Genomic DNA, 26,939 nt, shown 5'->3' on the forward strand with positions numbered 1-26,939 from the left:
TGTCTGCATTAAAAAATTAAGGATGCCCCGAACGTGATCGTTCTTAAAGTGGGGAGATAATTGAATTCTGTTTCCGGATCGGCTCCCGGATACCTGGAGATCGTCAAAAGATTCTGTCCCTGCAAAAACAGTTTGCATCCAATGGACGACTTGCCCAATTCAGGAATGGAGTAAGCGAGCGACAGGTTCCTTAGCTTCACATAGTTTGCGGAAACAGGACTGAGCGTGGAGCTGTACGACATCGTATTGGCCGTTAAAACTGCAGGGCTGTAAGCAATAATGCCCGCACGCTGATACGTACCTGTTTTTGCACCCGGAATACTTCTGTCTGTAAGGACCTCCGGCAGGTTGGACATATTGCCGATAACGCCGGTATAGGCAGAAACGAAACGTTTGTTTTGTTGAACGTACTGAAAGAAGAAGTCGAAGCTCCAGTTCTTAAATGTGAACTGATTTCCCATACCACCTGTGAATAAAGTGCCCAGTCTGCCTACCTGCGTTCTGTCGACAATATTATAGACCCCATCTTTATTTACATCTTTAAATGTGTACAGCCCGGTATTGAAATCGATGCCGGTAAATTCATAGAGTCTTAAAATGTCAAGAGGCTGGCCAACGATATATTTGCTGGCATTGGTAGAGTAGGCGAGATCGGGGTAAGACAACAGTTTGTTGCGTGGGATGGAAGCGTTGAGATACGTCCTCCATTTGATATTTTTCTTATCGATATTGATCGTATTCAATTCAAATTCCCAACCTGAGTTTTCGATCAGTGCGCCGATATTCTGCAACACATTATTGAAACCCGTGATGGAAGGAAGTGGATAACTGAGCAGTTGGTTTCCAGATCTGTTACGGAACCAGGCAACGGAAGTAGTGATCCTGTCGTTGAACAGGCCGAGCTCAAGGGCTATTTCCAGTTTTTTGTTTTCTTCCCATCCGAGCACGGGATTTTCGAATCTGACGGGTCCCAGGCCGGTTCCTGTCTGGTATTTTTCCTGACCGCTTGCATACACGCTGAGGTAAGAATAATCAGCTATCTGATCGTTACCGGTAGTGCCATAGCTGGCTCTCAGTTTTCCAAAATTCAGGAAAGGAAGAAGACGATCGATGAATTTTTCACGGCTGAATATCCAGGCGCCTCCGATGGCGGCAAAATTAGCCGAACGGTTTTCGGGCCCGAACCTGCTGGATGCATCTCTTCTGGCAGTGAGGTTCAGGATATATTTGCCATCGTAATTATAATTGATCCTGCCGAAACCTGCGCTGTAAGCATATTTGATGTCATCTGCCGAATAGATGGAGGAAGTGAGTGCGGCTTTGAAATCATAGATGAGGTAATCGCTGGGGAAGCCTATAGCAGATCTGGTGGTTCCGCTGGTAATACTTTTCTGGAAACTCATACCTGCCAGCAACTCAATTCTGCTGCGTCCGAAATCCTTTCCGAAATTCAGTTGCGGCTCGAAGTTCCAGTTGCCTCTATTACTGATATTGGCATAGGTAGAAGAACTGGCGCTGGAAGGATTCAGGCCCGGATTGAACAACAATGTGTAAGGGAAAATTCTTTGTTCGTCGAGCCGGTAATCTGAGTACCCTGCGCTTACTTTGGCTGTGAGATTTTCCAGGAATTTATATTCGATGGTCGCATTCGTGTTAAGGCTTTTGGCATGCGACTCATAACGCTGATTGAGGTTTCTCAGCGGATTTTCTCTGGAGCCGAGATCCCAGTTAAGGCTACCGTCTGGCAACAACAGGTCGGGCGTATTGGGGGGAAGTGATAGGGCATACCTGTACAGGTCTACTGCTATAGCGTTGTTGTTGTCGGAACTGTACATAGCGGAAAAGTTGATCGAGAATTTATTGTCGGTCGACCGGTGATTGATATTCACCAATCCCGATCCTCTTCCATATTTCAGGTTGCCGGGGAATACGGTGGTTTCCCTTTCATAGGTCCCTTTCAGCAATAACCGGGTTCTGTCTGTACCTCCGGAAATGGAGGCGTAATACCTGCTCCGGCGGGCAGTATTGCCCGCCAGTTCTTTCTGCCAGTCAGTGTTTTTTGTATCACCCCAGGTTCCATTTACATCCGGGTCGGCAGCGCCGGGTGTTTTGCCTTCATTGGCGAAAGCTTCCCTGCGCATTTGCAAATATTGTTCGGTATTCATCAACTTGGTACGGCGGCTGATTTTACTGAAGCCGGCTGAATATCCAACTTCATATTTCGTTTTTCCGCCAGTGCCTTTTTTGGTGGTGATGAGGATCACCCCATTGGATCCTCGTGAACCATAGATTGCGGTAGCATCCGCATCTTTTAATACTTCGATACTTTCTATGTCTTGCGGGTTGATAGAATTCATCGGACTGATAGCGCCAATTCCAACGCCGGAGACCAGATGTAATGATACCTGTGAGCTACCAATGGATTCAAGTGGAAAAGGGACGCCATCGATAATCATCAGAGGGTTGTTACCAGATGAGATACTGTTCTGCCCGCGGATCTGCACTTTGAAGCCTGCTCCTACTTGCCCGCTTGCCTGCACGATCTCCAGTCCGGGTACCCGGCCTGCCAATGCAGACAAGGGATTGGTGACTGGTTGTTGCTCGATTGTTTTGGTGGATACTTTCGAGATGGAACCCGTGCGCTCTCTTGCTTTGACCGTATAATACCCCGCATTCACTTTCACCTCATTCAATTCAGCCAATGCCTTGTTGAGTGAAACGCTGATCATTCCCGAAGAGATCATAGCTGCAGTGATCTTAATTTCCTTGCTTTCATGCTCCACATAACTGATCACGATCACATCTCCTTCATCAACATTTACAGAAAAACTACCATCAGCTTCTGTGATGCCAACAGTCTTTGCGTTCTTTACTGAGATGGAAGCGCCTGCCAGTGCTTGTCCGTTCTCATCGGTCACTTTTCCGCGTACCGGTTTGGGAGGAGCGAAGAGTACAAGGCCCGGGGCTTTAGCCACAGGAATTATTCTCGTTGAAAGGATAATTGTTTTCCCCTGGATAATATATTCGATGGGCCGCTCCCTGAAAAGCAAATCCAGCAAAGAAGGGACCGGCATATCCTTTACCTGCAGAGAGACCTTCCTGCTGATCTCATCAAACATATCCTGGTTGAGAAAAACTACATAGCCTGTTTGTTTTTCTACCGAAGCAAACACCTGTTTTAAAGTGAGCTCCTTACCATTGATACTCACATTCTGGGCAACTCCTTCTGCCTTTACAGAAAGGAAAGCAACAAAAAGGAGAAAAGAAAGCATCCTCATAATTCTCAGCATTTGAGCCGGCAGCCGTATTCCCAACCCTGCCGGCGCTTTGGAAATGCCAACAGGAAATAACCAACTACCATAAGCAGTTTTTTGCATAATTTGTGAATAGTTTAGGTTGTAAAAATGGTGACAAGTCATTCGATCAGCCCAAACATTGCCGGGAGTGTTCGTTGCACTTCCGGTTTGTTTTTTTACGGACAGACCATTTTGTTTTTCATGGCAATAAAAAGATGCAATGGTCATGCTGCTACGGCATGATGCCATTTCAATTTCATATGATAAGTGTATTGAGGGTGAATGCTAGGGCAGTACTACCAGTGTTCTGTTGTTTTCCATCTTGAAATGTACCTTTGTCTTTTCCAGGGCAATCAGCATACCGCTGAGTGGAACATCCCTGGTGATCTTTCCCCAGAATTTTATATCAGGTATTCCATTCTTGTAAATTACATCGATATCATACCATCGTTCAATCTCTTTCATAACATGCTCCAGGGAAGCATTCTCGAAATTGAAGACACCGTTTTTCCAGGCCATCACTTTCTCTACATCCACATTGCTGTTGAGTGTTAATGCGGAGCCATTTGCCTGTACAGCCTGCTGTGCAGGTTTTAATATTGTACTGTTACCTGATTGTGCAGCAGTAACCCGTACGGCGCCATCGATCAAAGTTGTATAGCTGTTATTATCATCCTGGTATGCGTTTATATTGAAACTGGTGCCCAATACCGCTACCTTCATTCCGTTGTCTACTGTCACCCGGAATGGTTGTGACGAATTCTTCGCCACTTCAAAATATGCTTCCCCGCTTATCTGTACATTGCGTTCCTGGCCTGTAAACGCCGTAGGATATTTGATAGAGCTGGCAGCATTCAGCCAAACCTTTGATCCGTCTGGTAAGGTCAGTTGATATTGCCTGCCTTTGGGAGTGGACATAGTATTGTACAATATTCTATTTCCTTTGCCTTCGTACACAAGTGCGCCATTTACCACTTTTGCAGTAACGCCATCCTGCAAAGCAACAATTCCATTCCGCACTGAGTCAAGCGATAACCGGCTTCCATCTGCCAGTGTGAGTATGGCGCCATCGCGGCCCGGTTGTATCTGTGCTGCGTTGACCGATGCCACCGGCTCTTGCGGGCCATTCCTGTTTTCCATTAATAAGTAAGCACCGATACCCAGCACAAAGATTACCGATGCCGCTATCCATTTCCATTTGTTCATACGCAGTATCCGGCCGGGGGAAGTTGTCTTCTGCTCCTGGATAAATTGCTCCAGCTGTGTGCTGATCCTCTTATTCCGTTCAGTACGGTCCCTGAATTCAAGTGCGATCTGCTCAGCGCTGCTGTATTGATCGTACAGTTGCTGATTGGCCTCAGAGGATTGCCTCCAGGCTTCCAGTTCCTGTTTTTCCGTTTCAGTCAATGTGCCCAGCAGATCCCTGATGATATAGGATGCTATTGTTGCTTCGTTGGTCATGCATGTGATTATTCTAACCTATTACAACAGGCTTGCATGATTGTCACACGCAAAAACAAAGTTTTTTTTAGAATAACTGGCAGAACATGATCCAGGAGCGGAAACTGAGACGTAATTGTTTCAATGCCTGGCTCTTTTGGTTGCGTACGGTATGTTCATTGATATTGAGCAGGGCCGCAATCTCCTGGTTGGACCTGCCTTCCAGGAAGGCCATCGAAAAGATATTTGCGGTTTGTGGGGATAGTCTTTTCAGCGCGGTTTCTATCTCGCGCATTAATTCTTCCATGAATTCATGCGCAGCAAAATCATTTTCCCCGCCGGCATGTAAGAGGCGAAGGGCTTCAGCTTCCCTCGCTGTTCTTCGTTGCGATAATTTCAAATGATTGAGACAAAGATTGCGTGCAACGGTATATAGCCAGGGACGTAAGGGTTTCTGCGGATCGATGGAATTCTTTTGCAGCCAGAGTTTCTGGAACACGGAAGAAGTGAGGTCTTCTGCATCCTGCAGGATGAAAATATACTTGCGGATAAAATAGAAAATAGCGTCCAGGTGACGATGATACAATACTGTATAAGCCTGCTCATCACCGTCGATAATGCGCCGGAGAAGTCTGTTCTCATCATATGTTTGGTTGTCTGACACCTTAACCGGGTACCTGGATTTATTCGTTACATTGGAACGTAAAGGAAAATTATTTCAATTGAAAGGGAAAAAAAGGAAGGATAAGTGGCTGCATTATACACAAAAAAAATCGAGAGTACGTAAAATGTAAATGGATATTTTATTTTTGCGGCTTACTTAATATATCATCATGAATTACTGGCAATATTCATTCAGGCCATTGGGGCAGGAGCAAAGAGAGGTTTTTGTAGCGCAATTGTCTATGATCGGTTTCGAAGGATTTGAAGAAGCAGGGGACACGCTGCATGCATTCATTCCCGAGCAGGACCTTAATGAAGCTGCGCTGAATGAATTGCTTTCAGAAGGACTGGAAGTTTCCAGGAAGCTGATCCCGCCCACCAACTGGAATGCTGAATGGGAAAAGGATTTCGAGCCGGTGATCGTACATGATTTTGCAAGCATACGTGCGCATTTCCATGCGCCCATTCCCAATGTGCAGCATGAAGTGATCATCACACCGAAAATGAGTTTCGGCACCGGACACCATGCCACTACTTTCATGATGATCGATTATATGCGCAGCATCGATCTAAATAATAAAACGGTTCTCGATTTCGGTACAGGTACCGGGGTACTGGCCATTCTCGCAGAAAAACTCGGTGCAAAAGAAATTGTGGCGATCGACAATGACGACTGGAGCATCGATAATGCAAAAGAGAACATCGAAGTGAACGCTTGTAAAAAAATAGAATTATTGAAAGCTGATTCACTTCATCTGGGCAGGACCTTTGATGTGATCCTTGCGAATATCAACAAAAACGTATTACTTGTTAATATGACGGGAATCAGACAACATTTGCAGGATGGGGGTGTTGTAATCATGAGCGGGTTACTGAGTGGCGACAGAAAGGATATCGAAGCAGCAGTAGTGAAAGAAATGTTAAAGGTGGATGATCAGAAGGACCGGCAGAACTGGATAGCCCTGCAAATAAGTGGAAAACCTTAGTTCAACAGGATTTTCCGGTGATTTAGTTACCGGAAAGACAATAAGTTGAGTGGTTTTTCCGTATTTTCGTTTTCCAACTTCAACTTAAACTATTCAATGAAAGAGGTACTACTCATTGTAATAGCGTATTTGATAGGCTCTGTTCCGACCGCAGTTTGGGTCAGTAAGGCTTTCTTCGGTATTGACATCCGCGAATATGGAAGCGGCAATGCCGGCGCTACGAACACATTCCGCGTTTTAGGTCCCCGCTGGGGAACTTTCGTGATGGCAATCGATGTTATCAAGGGAGTTATCGCTACAAGTCTCTACATCGTTTTACCGTATTATATGACCAATGAGTGGGACAGGACCAACCTGATGATCGGTTTGGGACTGGCTGCTGTATTGGGACATATCTTCCCCATCTGGGCTGACTTCCGTGGAGGAAAGGGGGTAGCTACTTTGTTCGGTATGATCCTGGCCATTCAGCCACTGGTGGCTGTTTGCTGTGTGGGCGTTTTCCTGCTGGTACTGTACCTGACAAGGTTCGTATCACTGAGCTCCATCCTTGCCAGTGTTGCCTTTGCCGTTCTCATCCTTTTTATTTTCAGGGCTGAAGAACCACTGTACAGAGCCTTTGCCATTGCGGTGGCCCTGTTGGTGATCCTGACGCACCAAAAGAATATCACCCGTTTACTCAGGGGCAGCGAAAGCAAAGTGCCCATCCTGAAATACCGCGACCGCCGTAAGAGCCGCCGCAGGGAAAGTAAGGGAGAGGAGTAAGGTTTACTTATAATTTCCATTTGTCATTTGTTTCAATTTCACCCTTTTTACAGTGCAAGGTTAGGGTAACTATCAATATTTCACTGATTGGTACAAGAATTGATTTTCTAACTTTGTCAAAACATCCTCCATGCAAAAGACACTCATTGCGGCTACGCTGGCGTTAGGGCTTGTAAGCTGCAGCCAGAATGCCATCACCGGTAAGAATCAGCTCACACTTTACAGTGATGCTGACATTCAAAACATGGCCGCACAACAATATCGTCAGTTCCTTTCAGAAAACAAGGTGGTGAGCACCAGTACCAGTAAAGATGCTGAAATGGTGAGGAGAATCGGTCAGCGACTGACAACAGCCATCAACAATTATTATACTCAAAAAGGTCTTGGCTCAGAGCTTTCAGGCTACCAGTGGGAGTACAACCTGGTGAATTCGAATGAGGTGAATGCCTGGTGTATGCCTGGAGGTAAGATCGTCGTTTATACCGGACTGTTACCTATCACACAGAATGAAGCGGCCCTGGCTGTTGTAATGGGTCACGAGATCGCACATGCGCTGGCCAAACATGGTAATGAGCGCATGAGCCGCGCTTCACTGGCAGAACTGGGTGGTCAGGCTTTATCTGTTGCATTGGCCAACAAAAGTCCGATAGCCCAGAATATTTTCATGAGCGCTTATGGTGTAGGAACCAATGTGGGAGTGATGTTGCCATTCGGCAGGAACCAGGAACTGGAGGCAGATAAGTTCGGACTGATGTTTTCCGCTATGGCAGGATACAATCCACAGGAAGCAATTCCATTGTGGGAAAGAATGGAAAAAGCAGGCGGAGGCAATAAACCACCTGAGTTTTTGAGCACTCACCCATCAGAGGGAAGACGCATAGAAGAGCTCAAAAAGCTGATGCCTGAGGCACTTACATATTATAAGCCGGTTGGCAAATAATTATATAAGAACTTAATCAGATTTTAAGAAAAGCCCGTCCAGTCTCACTGGTACGGGCTTTTGTTTTTAAAATAAGTTTCACTTATTATATTTTTTAACTACCTTTGCAATCCCGTCTTTTTAAACCCTAAGCAATATCAAAAACTTCTCAGGCATGTCGCAAAACTTATTAGATAAGCTTCAGCTCCAGGAAGAAAAGAATGTACTGATTCAGGGTCTTCCTTCTTCAATTGAGAAACAATTCGTGAAATTGTCTTTCGCCAAGAATGTAACGCCATTGTTGAAATCGCGTAAGATCGATTTTGCACTGGTATTTGCGGTGAACGAGAATCAACTGAGCTGCATTCTCAAAGATGTGCTTCCGGCACTGAGAGAGGAAGGCAAATTCTGGATCGCTTATCCCAAATCAACCTCCAAGATCGTGACAGACCTCAACCGTTCATGCAGCTGGAACTGCGTGTGCGATGCAGGTTTTGAAAGATCAGAAGAAGTGGCCCTCGACCATGTGTGGGTGGCCATTCGTTTTAACCGGGTGAATATGACGAAGCCGGCAGCCACGCCAGCTACACGTCGCGTGAGTGCAGGCAAGAGAGCTCCGTCTCCGGTGATGGCAGAGTAATTGTTATTGTGTTCAATAATTTTAGATGTTGAAGGGTTCCTGTTGTTCCGGGAACCCTTCATTTTTTTTGCCCTTCCCATACTTCTTCACCTCATTGGTTAAGCTATCTTCCCCAACCGTTAAGTACAGGTGAGCCAGCTTCGGTGTGCAGACTAATTTGCCTCCACAATCAAACCTTTATGAAGAAGTTATACTTTCTTGCGCTTACCCTCACCGTTACGCTAACAGGCATGGACGCCTTCTCCCAGGGGATCTACCAGTTCTGGGGCGTAACTCCGTTAGGTGGCGGATCAAATGACCAGGGTGCATTGTATTCCGCCCGCTTCGATGGAACGGGTATCACCGGCAGAAAGGCTTTTGAAATTTATACGCACCAGTCAAGTTATTTTGCCAAGGGCTTTAAGGCGCTCAATGGCAAAATATATGGTTTCCTGGAGAACGAAGGCCCATACGCAAAAGGGATTATCTATGAATTTGATCCTGCCAATAATACCTACACAAAAAAACTGGACCTCGCATCCTATGATCTCTTTAGTTACTCGGAGTTTGAATTTGAATACAACAACAAATTATACGGCACCACCAGCGGCAATAAATTCTATGAATATGATCCTGCTGCCAATACACTTGTATTAAAGGGAACTGCAGATTCTTACTATTCCAGCTTCACTTTTTACAATAATAAATATTACGGAACAACCTACCTGGGAGGCGCCAACAATTATGGATACATCTTCAGTTTCGACCCTGCCACGCTCACCACTACCAAGCTGATGGACCTTCCACTTTGGAGTGGCAAGGTTCAAGGCTTTGTATTGTTCAACAACAAACTGTATGGTATAGCCGAAAAGATCAACCAGGACTTTGAAGGCGGTATAGTGGAGTACAATCCTGCTACCAATCAGCTCATTGGAAAGGCCCCATTTGGTGATGCCGGAGGCCAGGACGGCGTTATGCCATTGCGCTTATTGAATGGAAAGATCTATGGCACCACTGCCAAAAACCTGCCTGGCGATCCAACGGGCGTGGTGTTTGAATATGATCCCCTTCAAAACACGATGGTGAAGAAAATGGATATTACTGCATCCAATCCCATCATCAATTTTCCGGTGATGGTCAATAATAAGTTCTATGGCGTTACAATGAGCGGAGGAAACTTCGATAAGGGCCTTATTTACGAATACGATCCTCTGGCTAATACCTATACCAAGAAGATCCATTTCTCTGGGCTCCTGGGAGAAAAACCGCATCCTTTATTTACACAGATCGGAGGAAAGATTTATGGCCTCACTGCGGCAGGCGGACAATACAAAGGAGGAGTCATCTATGAATATAACCCTGTAGCCAATTCCATTGGCCCAAAGGTGAATATGGGATACAGCAATGGGTACCGGCCTTACGGCAAGCTGCAGTACTTCCAGGGGAAACTGTTCGGTTTCACAACAAATGGCGGTTACAACAACAAGGGAGTGATCTATGCTTATGACCTCGCTACGCACTCTTATAGCGCGTATCACCATATGCAGGAGGCTACAGGTTATGGCGTTCAGGAAGGATCACTGGTGTTGCACAACAATAAATTTTATGGAGTTACCCAATCCAGCACCAATGGAAGAGGCGTTATTTTCGAGTATGATCCACTGAACTTTACATATACAGTGAAGCATGAGTTCGATGGCCCTTCGGGAGCAAGCCCCAAAGGCAGACCTGTAATTCATAACAACAAAATATATGGTACTACCATCTTTGGGGGCAATACCAACAGTGGTGTATTGTATGAATATGATCTTGCTACCAATACATACGCAGTGAAACTCCATTTCAGTAATGCATTCGGCACCAATCCTCATGCTACGCTCTGTTTGTATAAAAACAAACTCTATGGAGCCTGCTCCAATGGCGGCACCTACGGTAATGGCACTTTGTTTGAATACACACCGGCCATCAATGGCATCGTTATCAAACATCATTTTACAACAGAGGAAGGCAATTCACCAACATCCGGAATGACGGTACTGAATGATAAACTGTATGGTACGCTGGATCAGGTTGATCCACAGGTTTACATCGGTGCCCTGTATGAGCTGGAACCTGTTTCAGGAGTAGTGGCCATCAAACATAAATTCACATATCCTGCCGGCAGCTATCCAAAGAACGATCTGATCACACATAACAAAAAACTTTACGGAGTAACTGCAGCAGGTGGTGGTATCGATTACGGAGGCGTTTTCTTTGAGTTTGATCCTGCGCTAAACAAATGGACAGCCAAAGAAGCTTTCAATTTTGATAACGGCCGTTTCCCGCAGTCAACTGCTCCTACACTGGTTCCTGCGCTGGTTTCACCAGGAGATCCCGGCACATGCATGGCCACTAATGCAGCGCTTATCAACACTACCAATGCAAATGACTGGATCGCTTTTACAGACAAGGAAGGCAATGCTGTAATGGAGATCAATGCCAACGGAAATCTTCTGGGTTCTGTTCGCGTGTCATTCTATGTTCATGATGGAGAAACGAGAAAAGATCAGGCCAATCGATTTTACCTCAACAGGAATATCTCGGTTACAGTGGAAAACCAGCCTGCCACGCCTGTGAGCATTCGTTTGTATATCCGCAAAACGGAATTTGAAGCGCTGAAGAATACAGCAGGCTCTGGCGTGCAGGCTTTAAGTGATATCACTGTTTTCAAGAATGAGGACGTCTGCTCCAATAGCATCCAATCCCTTGCTGTTCCTGTAAATGCTACCGCTACAACATGGGGGATCGACTATGTATACTCGGCACAGGTGTCTTCTTTTTCATCTTTTTATTTTGCCAGCAAGGCCTATACATCACTTCCGGTAAAACTGGAATATTTCAAAGGCAGTGCAGAAGCGAACAGGAACAAACTGGAATGGAAAGCATCCTGTACAGACAATGCGGAATTCAGGATCGAAAGGAGTGCAGACGGAATGCAATTCAGTGAGATTGGATCAGTACAGGCAACGGCAGGAGACTGCAATTATCCTTTTACATTTTTTGACCAGCAACCAGTTAATGGAAAAACATACTATCGCGTGCAGATGAAAGATGAAAAGGGAGTGATCAGTTATTCAAATATCGTAATCATAGACAGAAGGAATGCACAGGAACTGGTGATCTTGCTTCATCCCAACCCGGTGCAGGGGGGCATCGCCAATTTCAGTATTCAAAGCCCCGAACATTGTACAATTCCTGTTGCTATTTACGATGTCAGCGGACGCATGATCACAAGGAAAGAATGGACCATATCGAAAGGATCACAAACCAGACAGATCGATCTGCAGCATACGCCACCGGGCATGTACACGGCAGTGTTCCCGGGCTCAACGCAAAAGCCTGTAAAGTTCATAAGGAAATAATTGAAGCTAAACGTAAACAGCCCCCTGTTCTTGTTATGCAAGCAGGAGGCTGTTCAATTATTTAATTATGAGTATTATTTCATGATCACTGTGCCCAGTTTCTTCACCAGTTCAATTTCCATTTGTTTGAGATGCACATGGGTTTGCAATAATACCAATTGTTCTTCGGGCGTATGTTCTTTAGCCATATCGCGCTGGTTCTCTTCCATGATCCTCCTGATCTTGCGGAGTTTGAGATAATGGATACAGGAGTTCACGGCATTCAGGTGCGTGGCTTCCTGTTCTTTGAAGCTTTGCTGGTCCAGTACTTCCGTCCACTTTCCACTCAATTCATAGGGGAAGTCCATTATTTTCACAATCAGTTGCGATAACTGCTGGTCTTCGTGATAGAGAAAGTTCTTTACACCGGGTTCCAGCCCTGCTTCATACCAGGTCTTATACATTTCCAGGATACGCATATATTCCGGGTTGTCCAGCAACTGGTTTTCCAGTACTTCAGCGATCATATAACTGGCAACAGTACTCGCTTCTTCCCAGGCTTTGCTTCCATGTTCCAGCAATACCTGGATCACGGCCTTCTCGCTTTGCTCGTCTTTGGTGAGTAATGCGAGGGTATCGTCTCCGGGAAACTGACCAGTGGATGCAGGCGCTCCACCACCATCAGGAAAAGAACCCTGGTCCCAGTCGCCGTCCTCGGCATAGAAAGTATCTTCAGGAAAGAAGCCATCTTCGCCGGTGGGAGCAGCGTTGAAATTATGAGGCTGCCCTGCAGCGCCTTTATTGCCGGTGCTGCGATTTCCCTGTTGTTGCTGGGCTTGCTGTTTCTGCTGTTGCTGATTCTCTTTGGTGACCTTGTCGCGGATGAATTTGTTCACCAGGTTATTGAAACCATCTTCTTCCACGCGTAAAAGCTCGGAGCAGCGACGGATATAATCCTGCTGCTTGGTAAAATCCTCAGCCTTATTGAGTTTGGAGATGGTCTCGGCCATCTGGTTTACCACAGCAGCCTTCTTGTTGGTATCGTTACCGGCATCTTTCAGCATCACTTCCAGCTGGAAGATGATGAACTCTTTCTTGTTGGCCTTTACAAATTCCTGGAAAGCGGCTGCGCCCACTTTGTTCACGTAGCTGTCCGGATCCTCATTGTCAGGGATCAGCACCAGCTGAACATTCAGTCCTTCCATGAGCGCGAGCTCAAGACCGCGGAGTGCCGCTTTTACACCGGCACCGTCGCCATCGTAAATGATGGTGAGGTTATTGGTGTATTTGTGAATGAGTCGGAGCTGATCGGGCGTGAGAGAAGTGCCGCCGGATGCCACTACGTTCTCGATACCTGCCTGGTGCAGGGAGATCACATCGGTATAGCCTTCCACCAGCAGGCATTCATCGAGTTTGTCGATCGACTGGCGGGCCTGGTAGGAACCATAGAGGATCTTGCTTTTATGGTAGAGCTCGTTCTCCGGTGTGTTGATGTATTTGGGAGCGCGTTCGGCTTTGCCGATCACGCGTGCGCCAAAGCCAATGATCTTACCGCTCTGGTTGTGAACGGGGAAGATGATACGGCCTCTGTAATTATCGTAACTGCGTCCGTCACGCTGGGCAACCAGGCCGCTCTTCACCAGCAGTTCGATATTGTATTGTGCGTTGAGAGCAGTGGTAACGAAGCTCTGACTATCCTGCAGGCTGTAACCCACCTGGAATTTGCGAAGGACCTCTTCGCGGAAGCCGCGCTCTTTGAGATAGGAGAGTGCGATATCCTGACCTTCATCCGAATTGAAAAGTTTCTCCTCGAAGTATTTCTGTCCGAACTGGTTGATGATATAAAGACTGTCCGCCACCTGGCGCTGAGCCACTACTTCCGGACTGACAGCCGTTTCCTCCACTTCAACCCCATACTTGTTGGCGAGCCAGCGAAGGGCTTCCACATAGGAGTATTTCTCCAGGTCCATGAGAAAGCCGATGGCATTGCCGCTCTTGCCGCAACCGAAACATTTGTAGATCTCCTTGTTGGCGGAGACGGTGAAACTCGGTGTTTTCTCATTGTGGAACGGACAAAGCCCAAGGTAGTTGATACCCCGCTTCTTGAGTTTCACATAACTGCCCACGATCTCCACGATATCGATGCGGCTGAGGATCTGTTGTATGGTATGCTGACTGATCACTTTGACCTGCAAATATATGCTTTAGAGGTGCATATCCCGTGCATAATTTAATCTTCGATCCTTACCCAAATACCCTCAATCTTTAGTAATTTAGATCAACTTACTTACCCATTATTCTTACCAGGTCGAAAACAAGCAGCAGCACACTCCAACATGCTCTTCCTTCCCTTATTGCGCTGCAAGCCCGATCCTATCCATAGAAGGCTATCAGTTCTTTATTTCTTCACTTAAATTTTTCCCCATGGTTACTACTGATGTTGCACAGCTTTCAAGAGAATGCGATGCCTGGCGGGAGACATTGCGTTCCAACAAAGCATCCGTCTCTGAATTAGACACCCGCCTCCAGGAAATGGCCGGAAAACAAAGTACTGAAGAAGTACTCATCGAGATTGATCATTATCACAACCAGTTCTACATCCAGAAACTGAACATCCACGATCTCAAACACGCCATCCGCTCTCATCAACAACAGATCGACGCCGAAATGAAACTCCATCACGGCCAGGTGAATGACGACACAATCAATGATCACGAAAGGCTTTACGACAACTTCCAGCAACTGGAACATACCCTCAAGGACCTGAAGGACGATTTCGCCGTGTTCATAGACCGGAACCGATAGCTTATTATTTTGAATGGCCAGACCCAGCCATGGCAACACCTTCAGGGCAGTTGCCAACTGTTCCGTATTCCCTTGCGGACAAGGTTTGCTAATCATTCCATTTCACTATAAAAATCTATTGCTATGCCAGAATTTGATACCTCACACGTAAAAAATATTGTCTTGCTGGGGCATGCCGGCTCCGGCAAGACAACTCTAGCGGAATGCATGCTATTCGAAGCAGGCATCACCAACCGCCGCGGTTCCATTGCGGAACGCAATACCACCGGAGATTATCATGAACTGGAACAGGAGAGGGCCAGTACTGTTTTCTCCAAACTTCTTCACACCAAATGGAGAGGCTACAAGATCAATATCATCGATACACCGGGATACGACGACTTTGCCGGTGAAGTAGTATCTGCACTTCGTGTAGCCGACACCGGTATCATGCTGCTCAATGCCGCCAATGGTGTGGAAGTGGGCACAGATATCATCTGGAACTACACCGAAGCATTCAGAACGCCCATGATCTTTGCCGTGAACAAACTGGATGACGACAATGCAGATTTCGATGCCACCGTGGAAGAAGCCAAAACTCATTTCGGCAGCAAGGTAGTGGTGGTGCAGTATCCGCAGCAGCAGGGCGTGGGCTTCCATGCCATCATCGATGTGCTGCGCATGACCATGTACAAATTCAAAGATGCCGGCGGCAAACCGGAAAAACTGCCCATTCCTCCCGAAGAAAAAGAGAAGGCTGATGCACTGCACCGCGAACTGGTGGAAGCTATCGCCAGCAACGATGAATCCCTGATGGAAAAATATTTCGACAAAGGCGAGCTGGACGAAGATGAAATGAAGGAAGGCATGAAGAAAGCCATGATCAATCATGATCTCTTCCCGCTGTTCTGCCTCTCTGCAGAACGCAATATGGGCAGCGGCAGGTTGATGGGCTTTATAGATAATGTTTGTCCATCTGCCAATGAAATGCCTCCGCAAACCACGCGAAGCGGCGCTTCACTCACCTGCGATGCCAAAGGACCAGCCTGCATTTTTGTTTACAAGACCGTCTCTGAACCGCATGTAGGCGAGCTCAGTTTCTTCAAAGTCTATTCCGGCACCATCAAGAGCGGTTCAGAACTGGTGAACGAAACCACCGGCGCTTCCGAAAAGCTTAACCAGCTCTTTGTAGTGGAAGGCAACAAACGCACAGCAGTGAATGAACTGGCTGCCGGCGATATCGGCGCCACGCTCAAACTACGGAATACACATGTGAACAATACCCTGCATGAAAAAGGAAAGAATATCGAACTGGAGCCGATCGTTTTCCCCGTTTCAAATATGAGCATGGCCATCGAATCCCTGAAGAAAGGAGAGGAAGAGAAATTATCTGTGGCCCTGCACCAACTGCTGGAAGAAGATCCCACGGTGAAGATCGAATTCTCGCAGGAGCTCAAACAAACCATCATTCACTGTTTGGGTGAACTGCACCTGAGCGTGATCCGCTGGAAGCTGGAACATTTACACAATGTGGAAGTTCGTTTTGTAAGGCCGCGTATCCCTTACCGTGAGACCATCCGTAAAATGGCGGAGAGCAATTATCGTCACAAAAAACAATCCGGAGGAGCAGGTCAGTTTGGAGAAGTATTCATGCGGATCGAGCCCTGGTATGATGGCATGAATGATCCCAAAGGACTGAACGTGCGTGCCCGTGAAGAATTCCCGCTGGATTGGGGCGGCAAGCTCGTATTCTATAATTGCATTGTGGGAGGCGCCATCGACGCGCGTTTCCTGCCTTCCATCCTCAAAGGGGTGATGGAAAAAATGCACGAAGGCCCGTTGACCGGATCCTATGTACGCGATGTACGCGTGAGCGTTTATGATGGAAAAATGCACCCGGTGGATTCCAATGATATCTCTTTCAAGATCGCCGGACTGATGGCATTCAAACAGGCATTCCAGGAAGCTGATCCGCAGATCCTGGAGCCGATCTGTCATGTGGAAGTGCTCTGCCCGGAAGATCTTACCGGATCTGTGATCGGTGATCTGCAGACGCGACGTGGCATCGTGGAAGGAATGGAAAGTGAAGGACATTTCACCAAAGTGATCGCGCATGTTCCGTTGTCTGAGATGCATGATTATTCATCATCACTACGGTCCATAACGCAGGGGCGCGCCAGGTTTACGATGAAGTTTAAAGAGTACCAGACTGTTCCTTTCGAGATCCAGAAGAAATTGCAGGAAGATTATATGAAGCTGGCAAAGGAAGAAGTGTAAAACCTCTATCAATATACGCGCCGCAAGTCACTCGCTCCACGCAGTGACTTTTTCTTTTATCCGGGTGCCCACCCGCTCGCCTCTGGCGAGTGAAGTTTATACCGCCGGTGCTGGTGAAATAGTGTTGGGCGGAGGCGGGCAAACAGAAATCACCCGCGGGGACGCGAGCTATCTGGTAAACCTGGAGTAATAGCTTTCAGGTAAAGGAATCCTGCGGCTCCTGCAATCACAGATGCGCTGAGTACGGCTATCTTGGCATTCACGATAGTAGTGGCATCATTGAACGCCAGTAAGGTAATGAAGATGCTCATGGTGAAGCCAATCCCTGCCAGCATGCCTGCGCCTGTAATATGCTTCCAGCTTAGTTCTGAGGGCAGACGGCATATTTTCGTTTTCACTGCTGCATAACAGAAAAGGAAGATGCCGATGGGTTTTCCCAGGATCAGTCCGCTCATGATGCCCAATGTATTTTTTGTGCCGAAACCTTTCTGCCATCCTGGCTCAAACACAATTCCTGTATTTGCTAAAGCGAAAACAGGAAGAATGAAAAAAGCGACAGGCTTGTGCAGGAAATGCTGCAGCTTGTAGGAGATTGACTTCTCACTGCCATCACCAAACGGGATGGCAAAAGCCAGGAGTATGCCGGAGATAGTAGCATGCACGCCGCTCTTCAGCATGAAGTACCACATGAAAACTCCCGGTATCAGGTATACGATAAGATAGTTGATACGAAGCCGGTTGAAGATGATCAGCAAAGTGAAGATGCCCATGGCCGATCCGAAATATGCGAGGGAGAATCCTTCTGTATAGAATACAGCAATCACAATGATGGCGCCCAGGTCATCGATGATGGCGAGGGCCGCGAGAAATATCTTCAGCGATGCCGGCACCCTGTTGCCGAGCAATGAAAGTATGCCCAATGCAAAAGCGATATCCGTGGCCATGGGAATGCCGATACCAGCTTGTTCGGTTGTGCCGTGGTTCCACAAAAAATGGAAAAGTGCAGGGGTGAGCATACCGCCCATTGCGGCTATTACCGGTAATAGAGCATTGCGCACATTCGATAATTCACCGGCATATAATTCCCTTTCAATTTCCAGGCCGATCATGAGGAAGAAGATAGCCATCAGGCCATCATTCACCCAATACTCCACCGGGTGATGCATATCGATGCTGCCCACATTGAAGCCGATGCTCTGGTGCCAGAAATGAAGGTAAGTTTCTCCGAAAGTGGAATTCGCGATCAGGATGGAGAGCACCGTACACACTATCAAAACTATTCCGCCTGTTTTTTCGCTGTGAAAGAAGTCTGTGAATAGTTTCGATAACTGGATCCGTTTCATCATGCTGCTTTATTTTTCTTCCTGAATTCCTGGCGGGACCTCCGAGATGGTGAAGTAGAATGTACTTCCGATGCCGGGTATGGATTCTACCCAGATCTCTCCGCCGTGCAATTCTACGATTTTTTTACAATGCGCCAGCCCGATACCTGAGCCTTCATAGTCCTTTTTATTGTGAAGACGCTGGAAGATCACGAAGATCCTGTCCCGGTGCTGCTGATCGATACCAATGCCATTATCGCTTATAGCAAATTTCCAGAAGCCGGGGATCTTCGTAACAGTGATGCTGATCTCCGGTTGAACGCCGCGCTTCCTGAATTTGATGGCATTGCTGATCAGGTTCTGGAAGAGCAGTTTCAGTTCAGTAGGGAAGGTATAGAGTACAGGCAGTTGTTCTGTATGGATCTTTGCCTTGTTCTCTTTTATATTATTGTCCATATCCGCCAGCACTTCATGCAAAAGGATATTGCAGTCAGCCAGCACAAATGCGATGGCCCTTCCAATGCGCGAATACACCAGCAGGTCCTTGATCAGTGTTTTCATCCGGTCTGATGCATTCAGGATATATTCGAGGTATTTATCTGCATTCTCATCCAGCCGGCCTTTGTATTGTTTATTGAGCAGACCAACAAAGCCGGAAACAGTTTTGAGTGGTTCCTGAAGATCGTGTGAAGCAACGTAAGCGAATTGTTCCAGCTCTTTGTTCTTCCGCTCCAGTTCCATTGTTCTGCTTTCTACTTTTTTCTCCAGGTCTGCATTGGCTTCCTTGATCTCGTTCTGTAGTTTCTCCAGTTCGAGGGCCATGGCATTGAAATCATTCGCCAGCACACCGATCTCATCTTTGGAATATACTTTGGCTTTCACACTGAAGTCTCCTTTACCAACAGCATTTGCTGATTTTAGAATGGTATCGATACCCTTGGATATGCCCCGGCTTACTACGATGGCAAGGATAAGACCTGTGAATTCAACGGTAATAGCGATACCAAGCAGGATACGCAGGATCAGCCTTTCCAACCAACGGGAGCCTTCACCCAATTGCATGCTGAACTCATTCTCAAGTATGGTAAACCGGTTGTTCATGGTTTCCATTTCATCCATAATGGCGTTTATACGTTCCTGTGAGCGGGCAGGATTTTTGATTTCGGCGTGCAGCTTTTCACCAATAGCAATAAATTGGGGCAACATGCCATCTGCTTCCATCCAAGCAACGATGGCTTTATTTATATATTTCACCCAGTAAAAACGGGAGAACAGGTTGAGCATGCCTGTACCATCGTCCGGATGATTACCGCCTTCAATGAAACTCTCCCTGATGATAGATTCATTCCGCTCACCGGCAGGCTTGCTGAACTCCACAAGAGCTTTATGGTCTGCAATCGGAACAGCCAGGCTCAGTTTGAATTTTGTAAAATTATCTTCATTGTAGGTACGTGCATAACTAACCAGTTGATATAAAGCATCCTTCTGTCCTTTGGACCAGAGAGCCTCACCGTTCACATAGGCCCGCACGGAAGATAGAGTATGAATTGAAAAGGCCAATGCCACCAGTTCAATGGCGATCAAAGCAGCCATAATTCCCACTGTGAAATACAGTTTTGTTTTGATGGATAGGTTCTTGAACCACCTGCCTATTGATTTTTTTGCCATGAAAGAATCGTTGTTTAAACCCAGACGGGGAGAAAGTTATGGAATTTAAACGAAAAGAGGAAGTAATGGGCTGTGGTTGCCCGTAGGTCAATTGGCAGGGGCAATTGCGTAAAAAAGAAAAACCCGCCAGGAGAGCGGGTTTTAATATTTAATGTTTAACGCATTCGTTCAATTCCTTCTCCGTGTACGCCACGCCGTATTGTTTGAGCACGTCCCCGGGAACTCCGTTCCACTGGTTGGGCGCATTGCCGGTGTATCCAACATCCTTTACACCTATTTCAGTGGTGTAAAAGCCACTGGCGGTGAGATTACGCATCAGGTTGAAGAAGGCCACGCCCTGTGCAAACCGGGGTTTGGCTTTTGCAGGCCAGGCAATATCATCCACCACCTGCAGTCGCTGCTTTTCATCACAGTCCACAAATGTTTTTTCGAAACGGTTGAGGCATTGCAGGTCCAGCCAGCGGAGACCTCCGCGCATGGGTGTCTGGTGCTGGGGCATATCTTTCACGATGAACTCGATCCATTCCGGCACTTTGGCATCGGAAGCGCTGCCGCTCACTTCATCGCGTGGGATAATGATATCCGCGAGTATGGTAATGGTAGCCATTTCGTGTTGGGTGAAGAATGTTTTCGAAACAACTTCTTTATAATGTTCCACTTCTTCCTTCATCCTGTCGATGTTGGAAGCGTCGCCGGTAGTGACGGCAGGAGTGGTGGTCTTTGCTTGTTTATCATCTTTACAGGCTTCCAGCAGCACACCTGAAGCGATCGTACCGATGGCCAGCGCTTTGAGTGATTTCCTTCTATCCATACAAATCTGATTTTGGGGTGATGATTGACGTTATGATTACAATTGCTGCTTTTTCATTTGGTCCATGATGTATTCACTGGCGCGCATGGAAAGGGCCAGGATGGTCCAGGTGATGTTCTTATCGGCCTGGCTGGTAAATTGTCCGCCATCCACACAGAATACATTCTTACAATCATGCGCCTGGCTCCATTTGTTGAGCGCCGATGTTTTGGGATCGTTGCCCATGCGCACAGTGCCTGCTTCGTGGATGATCCGGCCGGGTGTTTCCAGTCCATAATTACTTTCTTTTCCTGCAATGCCCCAGGTGATCACGGCGCCCATTTCATGCATGATCTCCTGGAAGGTCTCCTGCATATGTTTGGCCTGGTTGATCTCATGTTCGCTCCATTTTACATCGAAGCGAAGAACGGGGATACCGTATTTGTCCACCACATTCGGATCGATCTCACATTTGTTGTGTTCGTAGGAGATAGCTTCACCTCTGCCAGCCATTCCAACACTGGCGCCATAGAAGAAACGGAAATCTTCTTTAAGTGATTTACCATAGCCACCGGCTTCTTTTTGCTGACCATTCACCAGGTATTTACCGTTGAGACTTTCCACGCCCCATCCGAATCCGTATGCAGGCTGGCCCATGCCGCCCCAGTATTCGATATGATAGCCGCGTGGGAAATCGAGTTTCTTATTGTCCAGCCACCAGGGAGAGTATACGTGCATACCGCCTACACCGTCTTCGTTGTATCGTTTTCTACCGAAGAGTTGTGGAAGAACGCCACCCATGGCAACGCCGGTGGAGTCGTGCAGGTATTTGCCCACTACATTACTGGAGTTGGCGAGACCGTTCTCGTGACGGACTGATTTTGAATTGAGGAGCAGACGTGCGGATTCGCAGGCGCTGGCAGCGAGGATCACAACGCGGCCACTCACCTGGTATTCCTGGAGATCGTCTTTGCTCACATAGGAAACGCCTGTAGCCAGACCTTCTTTATTGGTGAGCACTTCGCGTGCCATTGCATTGGCAACAACATCTACATTGCCTGTCATCAATGCAGGTTTCACCAGTACGGAACTGGAAGAGAAATCTGCATACATGGTACTGCAGGCGCGCGCACATTGTCCGCAGTAAATACAAACGCCGCGTTCGATAGTGCTTTCGATGGGTTTGGTAAGAATACTGAGGCGGGAGGGGATCACGGGAACGCCCGCCTTCACCGCGGCATTCTTCACGAAGATCTCGTGCAGCCTGGGTTTGGGAGGAGGAAGAAAGAATCCGTCAGGATCATTTTCCAATCCCTCGTTGGTGCCGAACACACCAATGAGTTTATCTACGCGATCGTAGAATGGTTTGATATCATCATAACCGATGGGCCAGTCTTCACCGAGACCATCGATGCTTTTGCGTTTGAAATCTTTAGGACCGAAGCGGAGTGAAATTCGTCCCCAGTGATTGGTGCGGCCACCGAGCATCCTGGCGCGGAACCAGTCCCATTGTGTGCCGCTGGCTTTGGTGTAGGGCTCACCTTCGATTTCCCATCCGCAGTAACAGGCGTCGAAATCCCCGAATGGACGGAACTTGGTAGCGGCGCCGCGGCGTGGAGAATCCCATGGATTTTTGAACTGGGTAACATTGGTCTTGGGGTCGTACATCGGACCGGCTTCGATTAAACAAACTTTCAATCCGGCCTTTGCCAGCATATAAGTTGCCATGCCTCCACCAGCGCCGGATCCCACAATAACTACATCGTACTGCTTTGCATTTTTCTTGATCTGCAGATCTCCCATAATTGCAATTTGTTTGGGGGTATTATGTCCTTAAAATAACATGAGGAGGTAAATATAATGGAAAAGGTTTTAAAATGCTGTAAAGCGCGTGCTAAATCAATTTAGCTATTGAAAGGGGAGTAGTACAGATCGTTATGGATTGATGGTAAAATTGAGGCGGGACAGGTAGTACAGAAAAACTTCCGTCATGCCGGGTTGGATGGCGGAAGTTTTGCTGATAAAAAAACATTGGGAATGAATAATACTTCATCATTCATCAACCCGGAAAGCCACTTTGCAGATCACGCCGAAAGAAGTGATCTTGTCGCCCTTCACATGGGCCTTGATGTCTTTCACGTAAATGGAATCGATGTTACGGACAGTTTTGGAAACTTCTTTGAGGCCATTCTTCACGGCATCGTCGATACTCTTTTCGGAGGAGGCGATTACTTCAATAACTTTAACGATAGACATAGCATTCCGGTTTTAATAGTTAAGAAATAAAGGAAGCCGTTGACGGAGTGGGAGGGAGGTGGGATTCAGGGAATTAAAGCTACTATTTTTTATGGAGATGAGTGGCTTAAACAATTTTATTTCAACTGGTTCGTTGTAAAATACGACCAATTCCATTGAAAACCCACTGACCCTATGAGCCCGTTTACCCAAAACGACCAGGACTACCTGGCTGAAAGATTTCAGATACTGGAAAACCATATTGTCCATTCCAGTAAGATCGCGTTATTGAAGATCCAGAGCTGGAAATTTGCGATGCGCACGCCTGAGGTAGGCAGCAATTACCAGCAGGCAGCAGAAGCCATGGTGAGGGAATCCCTGCTGAGTATTGTTCCCAATTCATTTGTATTGTGCGAAGAGGGCTATTACCTGAGCCCGACGGATAACTGAGACTGTGGCCGGGCTATTTGCCTTTGGCCGCCATCCTGTCCATACCTTGTCCTATAAAATATCCTGTTACTGCGCCCAGCAGTGCGCCGCCGGCGATCCAGGTGGTATTTGCTCCTGCTGAAAGGAATGCTATCCCTGCTCCGAAAATGGCCAGCAGCACTACCATGATGGTAACGGCGCTGCGGCGGGCTTTTGTGTTGGTGGCTGCATGAGCTGCATGACCTTGTTTCGGTTGTGCTTTGGGGTGGTATTGGTGGTGCTTGTGTTTGCGCCTGTTTTTACTGATAGGCATAAAGTCTTTTTTTTATAAGGTACAAAATATTAAAGGAAATGTCAACCGGCTGAAGGCCGGTTTTTTGATTTCAGGGCAGGAACTGCCAGCACTCCGAGGATTTAGTACTGTTCTATTGGGCACAGCCCGCCACATTTTGTCAGTCAGAAAAGCAGGCAGGATTTTGGTATGATATATTCAAACCAAATAATCCGATTATGAAGCATGAGACAAAATCAATGTCTGCCAACTGGCATGAATCAGAAGAGTCCCATGATTACGACAGAAAGGAACACGTGATCAATGTTGGTGACACAGAAAGGGTAATATCCGGCATTGCAGGTGGTTACCTGCTTTACAGCGGACTTTCAGGCGTGGGAAGGAACCCCGTGGGTGGATTGCTCAAAACCCTGATCGGTGGATTCCTGCTGTACAGGGGTGCATCCGGTACTTGTCCGGTATATACAGCATTGGGCAAAACGGAAAATGTTCACAGGACGAAAGCGATGACCGTACGCAGCTCCATTGTTGTTGAAAAACCGCGTGAAGAAGTGTATGCTTTCTGGCGCAAACTTGAAAATCTTCCACTGTTCATGAAGCACCTGATCCGGGTGCAGGAACACGATGAGATCAATTCCACCTGGAGTGCAGACCTGCCGGGATTTGGCCGATTGATCTGGGATGCCGAGATCGTAAAAGATGTTCCGGGTTTCCTGATCGGGTGGGTTTCCACCGAAGGCGCTCCCATGGAAAATGCAGGAAAAGTGGAATTCATGGATGCAGGTCCGGGCCGCACACAGGTAAAGGTGATCATCACTTACAGACCGCCGGCAGGCGATATCGGTGTAGTGATTGCCAGTGCGCTCAATCCTTCTTTCAAAAAAGTGGTGCAGGATGAAATTGCAGGTTTCAAGGAAAGGATCGAAAAAGTGGTATGGTAAAAAATATAATGGTTAATGATTACAAACTCTGCAGCCACATCACAGCTGCGATCCTCGCCGCATCTTCGGAAGTGGAAGGCGCAATCCTGTCGTCCGGCTGCAGCTTTCCTTCCACTATCACTCCCTTCCTGTCAGCTTCCCTGCAAACAGATAAGATCAGCAGGGAGCCATCCAGCATTGTATAGGGAGCATTGCCGGTGGTGAGGCCAGCTGTTGGTTCTCCCATAGTACGCACATTGGGCATGCCGCGGAATGCCAGCGCCAATATCTCTCCGGCGCTGCTGGTTTTTGGTCCTGTAAGTATTACAATATTCTTCTTTTCCATTTCCGATAAAGTAAGAGGCGATGACACAGTGCACATGGCAGTTTTGCCATGCCAGGCTGTTCCATTATTGTAACTGATGGTGGTGCTGCGATCCGGTTTTACAAAATAGCCGCATACGCCTTCGCCGATCAATGGCCCCATGCCGGCAAGCATGGGCCAGCAATTGCCGCCGGTATTGCTGCGGAGATCGATGATCCAGTTCACAGCTCCCTGTTGGGCCAGTTTCCTTATTTGTTTTTGAAGACTGTCCGCCAGCAGGCGGCAACTGGCCTCGTCTGTAGTGCTGATATAGGGAACGCTGATATAACCAACGCCATCCGCAGTAAGCTCTGCCTGTATCTTACCCACCAGCTCACGTAATGCAGGTGTTCTTTTGAGTGTGACTGTATCGTTTGAATAAACAGATACTTTGGCCTTCGGCATGAGGAAACTGTGATTGAGGTTAGCCTGTGCAGCGCACCAGTTGATCACGGCATGCGCATCCTTACTGCAACTGGCAGTGATGAGTTGGTTGCGGGCAGCAGATTTCAGTGAATCCCAACCGATGGCCGGTTTGCTGAACGGGCTCCTCTGCATCAGCTCCAGCGCATCTTCCAGTAATGCATAAGCGCTATCCTGTCCCCTCATACTGGTATTGGCAGCAAAGGAGCTGCCGGTGGATGATTGTGCGTTTACACAGCAAATAGAAAACAGTAAAACTGAAATGAGGGAAACAGCTCTGATCATACGGGTGTTTTCAGTGATGGATGTTGGAAGATGGGATGCAACTATTCTTAAATTCCATACTGACTTGCATTATCGTATCAGTTCCAGCTGAACATTCCGTTGAATGGTGAATGGGAAAGTATTTTGACAATCAGAATAATCTGTATTACAATTCAGTTTCAGATTAAGGCGGAGCGTATTGTTCATGGCGGCTGTGTGCAGTTTCCCATCTTTCAGATCCACTGTGCTGGCGATGGTGAATACTTCTTTACCATAGAAGAGGTTTACCTTGCTGGGGCCTGCAAAGCGTACCATCTGGAAATTATTGATGGTGTCTCCGGCTACCGGTTGCCTCATATCAGGTGAATAGTAGTTGAGGCAGGTGTCGGCAGGCGCCTTGAATTCAGTTTTGATCCATGCCTGCGCGAAATCTGTTTTGAGCAAGGTGCTGGTGACAGCAAGGCAATCTTCTCCTTTGAGGATGTCTTTGCCATTGGAGAAATTACCTTTTACTGGTTCTGGTTTGAAGAAAGTATCCTTCGCTTTGTGCAGATCATTGATGCCGAGTTTTGGACTGATGGCCACGAAGAAAGTATTGAAGTCTGTGATCTCACCGGTCATGCCGGCATCCTGTATAACAGGTAAGTCCAGTTTCCCATTTTTATGTAATGAAATACGATAAGGGGATGTGTTCCGGATCTCATCGTCATGATCAGTGGTATCCCTTGTGGTGTACACTTTTTTCGAAATCCATTTTATTTCGTCATAGGGAATTTGGGCGCTATCTGTTACAACCGTGAGTTCACAAACGGCAATGATTGAGCTTTGCCATTTACCGTTATGCATAACATCGGTGGTCATGCGATATCGATAGGTTTCTCCGGATTTGTATCGCCGGGCAAGTGATAATTGTTGAGACAGGGAACAGAGTGGAATGATGATTGAAAGTAAAGGCAGGAGCAGCACTATAGCAGAACGTAACATCGGTAAGGTTTTAAACAAATCTACCTAAAGAATCGATACATTGCAGGTAAATCCGGACACGCGCAGGTATTGCCGCGATCGCCATCCAACGGCATAATCCGGAAATGTTCCCATCGTAAAGC

General features: G+C 47.1%; 21 protein-coding genes. 9 read left to right on the top strand and 12 right to left on the bottom strand.

What is annotated here, in order from left to right:
• Positions 1-8 precede the first annotated feature (8 nt).
• From FSB84_RS21480 to FSB84_RS21490, 3 genes are all read right to left on the bottom strand, one after another.
• Entirely contained in the window at positions 9-3,377 is a 3,369-nt protein-coding gene (locus FSB84_RS21480) for a SusC/RagA family TonB-linked outer membrane protein (RefSeq protein ID WP_158644050.1), read from the bottom strand.
• A gap of 204 nt (positions 3,378-3,581) precedes the next feature.
• Positions 3,582-4,757 (bottom strand): FecR family protein, encoded by a 1,176-nt coding sequence (locus FSB84_RS21485; protein WP_130539930.1) that lies wholly within the window; start codon positions 4,755-4,757, stop codon positions 3,582-3,584.
• Positions 4,758-4,824: 67 nt separating this feature from the next.
• Positions 4,825-5,400, bottom strand: coding sequence for an RNA polymerase sigma factor (locus FSB84_RS21490; RefSeq protein ID WP_130539931.1), 576 nt, complete (start codon positions 5,398-5,400; stop codon positions 4,825-4,827).
• 169 nt (positions 5,401-5,569) lie between these two features.
• Here FSB84_RS21490 and prmA point away from each other — a divergent pair, with 169 nt between their 5' ends.
• From prmA to FSB84_RS21515, 5 genes are all read left to right on the top strand, one after another.
• Positions 5,570-6,385 carry a 50S ribosomal protein L11 methyltransferase gene (gene prmA / locus FSB84_RS21495; RefSeq protein ID WP_130539932.1) on the top strand — a complete coding sequence of 272 codons (816 nt, stop codon included), beginning with the start codon at positions 5,570-5,572 and terminating at the stop codon, positions 6,383-6,385.
• A gap of 96 nt (positions 6,386-6,481) precedes the next feature.
• On the top strand, positions 6,482-7,147 hold the full coding sequence (plsY, locus tag FSB84_RS21500) for a glycerol-3-phosphate 1-O-acyltransferase PlsY (RefSeq protein WP_130539933.1): 666 nt from the start codon (positions 6,482-6,484) through the stop codon (positions 7,145-7,147).
• Between the two features lie 130 nt (positions 7,148-7,277).
• Entirely contained in the window at positions 7,278-8,087 is an 810-nt protein-coding gene (locus FSB84_RS21505; RefSeq protein WP_130539934.1) for a M48 family metallopeptidase, read from the top strand.
• A gap of 154 nt (positions 8,088-8,241) precedes the next feature.
• Positions 8,242-8,706: a hypothetical protein gene (locus tag FSB84_RS21510; RefSeq protein WP_192909881.1), complete on the top strand. Its 465-nt coding sequence runs from the start codon at positions 8,242-8,244 to the stop codon at positions 8,704-8,706.
• Positions 8,707-8,885: 179 nt separating this feature from the next.
• Positions 8,886-12,086: a choice-of-anchor tandem repeat GloVer-containing protein gene (locus FSB84_RS21515; RefSeq protein ID WP_130539935.1), complete on the top strand. Its 3,201-nt coding sequence runs from the start codon at positions 8,886-8,888 to the stop codon at positions 12,084-12,086.
• Positions 12,087-12,160: 74 nt separating this feature from the next.
• On the opposite strand, the gene dnaG is transcribed toward FSB84_RS21515, so the two are convergent.
• The gene (dnaG, locus tag FSB84_RS21520) at positions 12,161-14,260 is read right to left on the bottom strand and encodes a DNA primase (protein WP_225979852.1); all 2,100 of its coding nucleotides are present in this window, start codon (positions 14,258-14,260) and stop codon (positions 12,161-12,163) included.
• Positions 14,261-14,489: 229 nt separating this feature from the next.
• Between dnaG and FSB84_RS21525 the strand changes: the two genes are divergently transcribed.
• Positions 14,490-14,870 carry a hypothetical protein gene (locus tag FSB84_RS21525; RefSeq protein ID WP_130539936.1) on the top strand — a complete coding sequence of 127 codons (381 nt, stop codon included), beginning with the start codon at positions 14,490-14,492 and terminating at the stop codon, positions 14,868-14,870.
• Between the two features lie 123 nt (positions 14,871-14,993).
• Positions 14,994-17,126: an elongation factor G gene (locus FSB84_RS21530; RefSeq protein WP_130539937.1), complete on the top strand. Its 2,133-nt coding sequence runs from the start codon at positions 14,994-14,996 to the stop codon at positions 17,124-17,126.
• A gap of 149 nt (positions 17,127-17,275) precedes the next feature.
• Here FSB84_RS21530 and nhaA read toward each other — a convergent pair whose 3' ends face one another.
• The 5 genes from nhaA to FSB84_RS21555 all read right to left on the bottom strand — a co-directional run bounded on the left by nhaA (position 17,276) and on the right by FSB84_RS21555 (position 23,162).
• Positions 17,276-18,472 (bottom strand): Na+/H+ antiporter NhaA, encoded by a 1,197-nt coding sequence (nhaA, locus tag FSB84_RS21535; protein ID WP_207234205.1) that lies wholly within the window; start codon positions 18,470-18,472, stop codon positions 17,276-17,278.
• A gap of 6 nt (positions 18,473-18,478) precedes the next feature.
• Positions 18,479-20,116 (bottom strand): sensor histidine kinase, encoded by a 1,638-nt coding sequence (locus tag FSB84_RS21540; protein ID WP_130539938.1) that lies wholly within the window; start codon positions 20,114-20,116, stop codon positions 18,479-18,481.
• Positions 20,117-20,264: 148 nt separating this feature from the next.
• Entirely contained in the window at positions 20,265-20,927 is a 663-nt protein-coding gene (locus FSB84_RS21545; protein WP_130539939.1) for a gluconate 2-dehydrogenase subunit 3 family protein, read from the bottom strand.
• 36 nt (positions 20,928-20,963) lie between these two features.
• Positions 20,964-22,709: a GMC family oxidoreductase gene (locus FSB84_RS21550; RefSeq protein ID WP_130539940.1), complete on the bottom strand. Its 1,746-nt coding sequence runs from the start codon at positions 22,707-22,709 to the stop codon at positions 20,964-20,966.
• A gap of 249 nt (positions 22,710-22,958) precedes the next feature.
• Positions 22,959-23,162, bottom strand: a complete 204-nt coding sequence (locus FSB84_RS21555) for a dodecin family protein (protein ID WP_130539941.1) — start codon at positions 23,160-23,162, stop codon at positions 22,959-22,961.
• Between the two features lie 174 nt (positions 23,163-23,336).
• On the opposite strand from FSB84_RS21555, the gene FSB84_RS21560 reads away from it, so the two are divergent.
• Positions 23,337-23,591: a hypothetical protein gene (locus FSB84_RS21560; RefSeq protein ID WP_130539942.1), complete on the top strand. Its 255-nt coding sequence runs from the start codon at positions 23,337-23,339 to the stop codon at positions 23,589-23,591.
• Positions 23,592-23,604: 13 nt separating this feature from the next.
• Here the strand turns inward: FSB84_RS21560 and FSB84_RS21565 are convergent, their stop codons facing one another.
• Positions 23,605-23,883 carry a hypothetical protein gene (locus tag FSB84_RS21565; RefSeq protein WP_130539943.1) on the bottom strand — a complete coding sequence of 93 codons (279 nt, stop codon included), beginning with the start codon at positions 23,881-23,883 and terminating at the stop codon, positions 23,605-23,607.
• 197 nt (positions 23,884-24,080) lie between these two features.
• Between FSB84_RS21565 and FSB84_RS21570 the strand changes: the two genes are divergently transcribed.
• Positions 24,081-24,803: a YgaP-like transmembrane domain gene (locus FSB84_RS21570; protein ID WP_130539944.1), complete on the top strand. Its 723-nt coding sequence runs from the start codon at positions 24,081-24,083 to the stop codon at positions 24,801-24,803.
• A 19-nt stretch (positions 24,804-24,822) separates the two neighbouring features.
• Here FSB84_RS21570 and FSB84_RS21575 read toward each other — a convergent pair whose 3' ends face one another.
• The gene (locus FSB84_RS21575; protein ID WP_130539945.1) at positions 24,823-25,854 is read right to left on the bottom strand and encodes a S41 family peptidase; all 1,032 of its coding nucleotides are present in this window, start codon (positions 25,852-25,854) and stop codon (positions 24,823-24,825) included.
• Between the two features lie 69 nt (positions 25,855-25,923).
• Positions 25,924-26,817 carry a hypothetical protein gene (locus tag FSB84_RS21580; RefSeq protein ID WP_130539946.1) on the bottom strand — a complete coding sequence of 298 codons (894 nt, stop codon included), beginning with the start codon at positions 26,815-26,817 and terminating at the stop codon, positions 25,924-25,926.
• Between the last annotated feature and the right edge of the window lie 122 nt (positions 26,818-26,939).

The organism is Pseudobacter ginsenosidimutans (assembly GCF_007970185.1).
Taxonomy (GTDB): domain Bacteria; phylum Bacteroidota; class Bacteroidia; order Chitinophagales; family Chitinophagaceae; genus Pseudobacter; species Pseudobacter ginsenosidimutans.

Coding starts and splice junctions, on each gene's coding strand:
- FSB84_RS21510 (WP_192909881.1), top strand. CDS start 8,242: ATGTCGCAAAACTTATTAGATAAGCTTCAGCTCCAGGAAGAAAAGAAT.
- FSB84_RS21575 (WP_130539945.1), bottom strand. CDS start 25,854: ATGATCAGAGCTGTTTCCCTCATTTCAGTTTTACTGTTTTCTATTTGC.
- FSB84_RS21545 (WP_130539939.1), bottom strand. CDS start 20,927: ATGGATAGAAGGAAATCACTCAAAGCGCTGGCCATCGGTACGATCGCT.
- nhaA (WP_207234205.1), bottom strand. CDS start 18,472: ATGATGAAACGGATCCAGTTATCGAAACTATTCACAGACTTCTTTCAC.
- plsY (WP_130539933.1), top strand. CDS start 6,482: ATGAAAGAGGTACTACTCATTGTAATAGCGTATTTGATAGGCTCTGTT.
- FSB84_RS21515 (WP_130539935.1), top strand. CDS start 8,886: ATGAAGAAGTTATACTTTCTTGCGCTTACCCTCACCGTTACGCTAACA.
- FSB84_RS21530 (WP_130539937.1), top strand. CDS start 14,994: ATGCCAGAATTTGATACCTCACACGTAAAAAATATTGTCTTGCTGGGG.
- FSB84_RS21525 (WP_130539936.1), top strand. CDS start 14,490: ATGGTTACTACTGATGTTGCACAGCTTTCAAGAGAATGCGATGCCTGG.
- FSB84_RS21550 (WP_130539940.1), bottom strand. CDS start 22,709: ATGGGAGATCTGCAGATCAAGAAAAATGCAAAGCAGTACGATGTAGTT.
- FSB84_RS21480 (WP_158644050.1), bottom strand. CDS start 3,377: ATGCAAAAAACTGCTTATGGTAGTTGGTTATTTCCTGTTGGCATTTCC.
- FSB84_RS21565 (WP_130539943.1), bottom strand. CDS start 23,883: ATGCCTATCAGTAAAAACAGGCGCAAACACAAGCACCACCAATACCAC.
- FSB84_RS21560 (WP_130539942.1), top strand. CDS start 23,337: ATGAGCCCGTTTACCCAAAACGACCAGGACTACCTGGCTGAAAGATTT.
- FSB84_RS21540 (WP_130539938.1), bottom strand. CDS start 20,116: ATGGCAAAAAAATCAATAGGCAGGTGGTTCAAGAACCTATCCATCAAA.
- FSB84_RS21580 (WP_130539946.1), bottom strand. CDS start 26,817: ATGTTACGTTCTGCTATAGTGCTGCTCCTGCCTTTACTTTCAATCATC.
- FSB84_RS21555 (WP_130539941.1), bottom strand. CDS start 23,162: ATGTCTATCGTTAAAGTTATTGAAGTAATCGCCTCCTCCGAAAAGAGT.
- FSB84_RS21570 (WP_130539944.1), top strand. CDS start 24,081: ATGAAGCATGAGACAAAATCAATGTCTGCCAACTGGCATGAATCAGAA.
- FSB84_RS21485 (WP_130539930.1), bottom strand. CDS start 4,757: ATGACCAACGAAGCAACAATAGCATCCTATATCATCAGGGATCTGCTG.
- prmA (WP_130539932.1), top strand. CDS start 5,570: ATGAATTACTGGCAATATTCATTCAGGCCATTGGGGCAGGAGCAAAGA.
- FSB84_RS21505 (WP_130539934.1), top strand. CDS start 7,278: ATGCAAAAGACACTCATTGCGGCTACGCTGGCGTTAGGGCTTGTAAGC.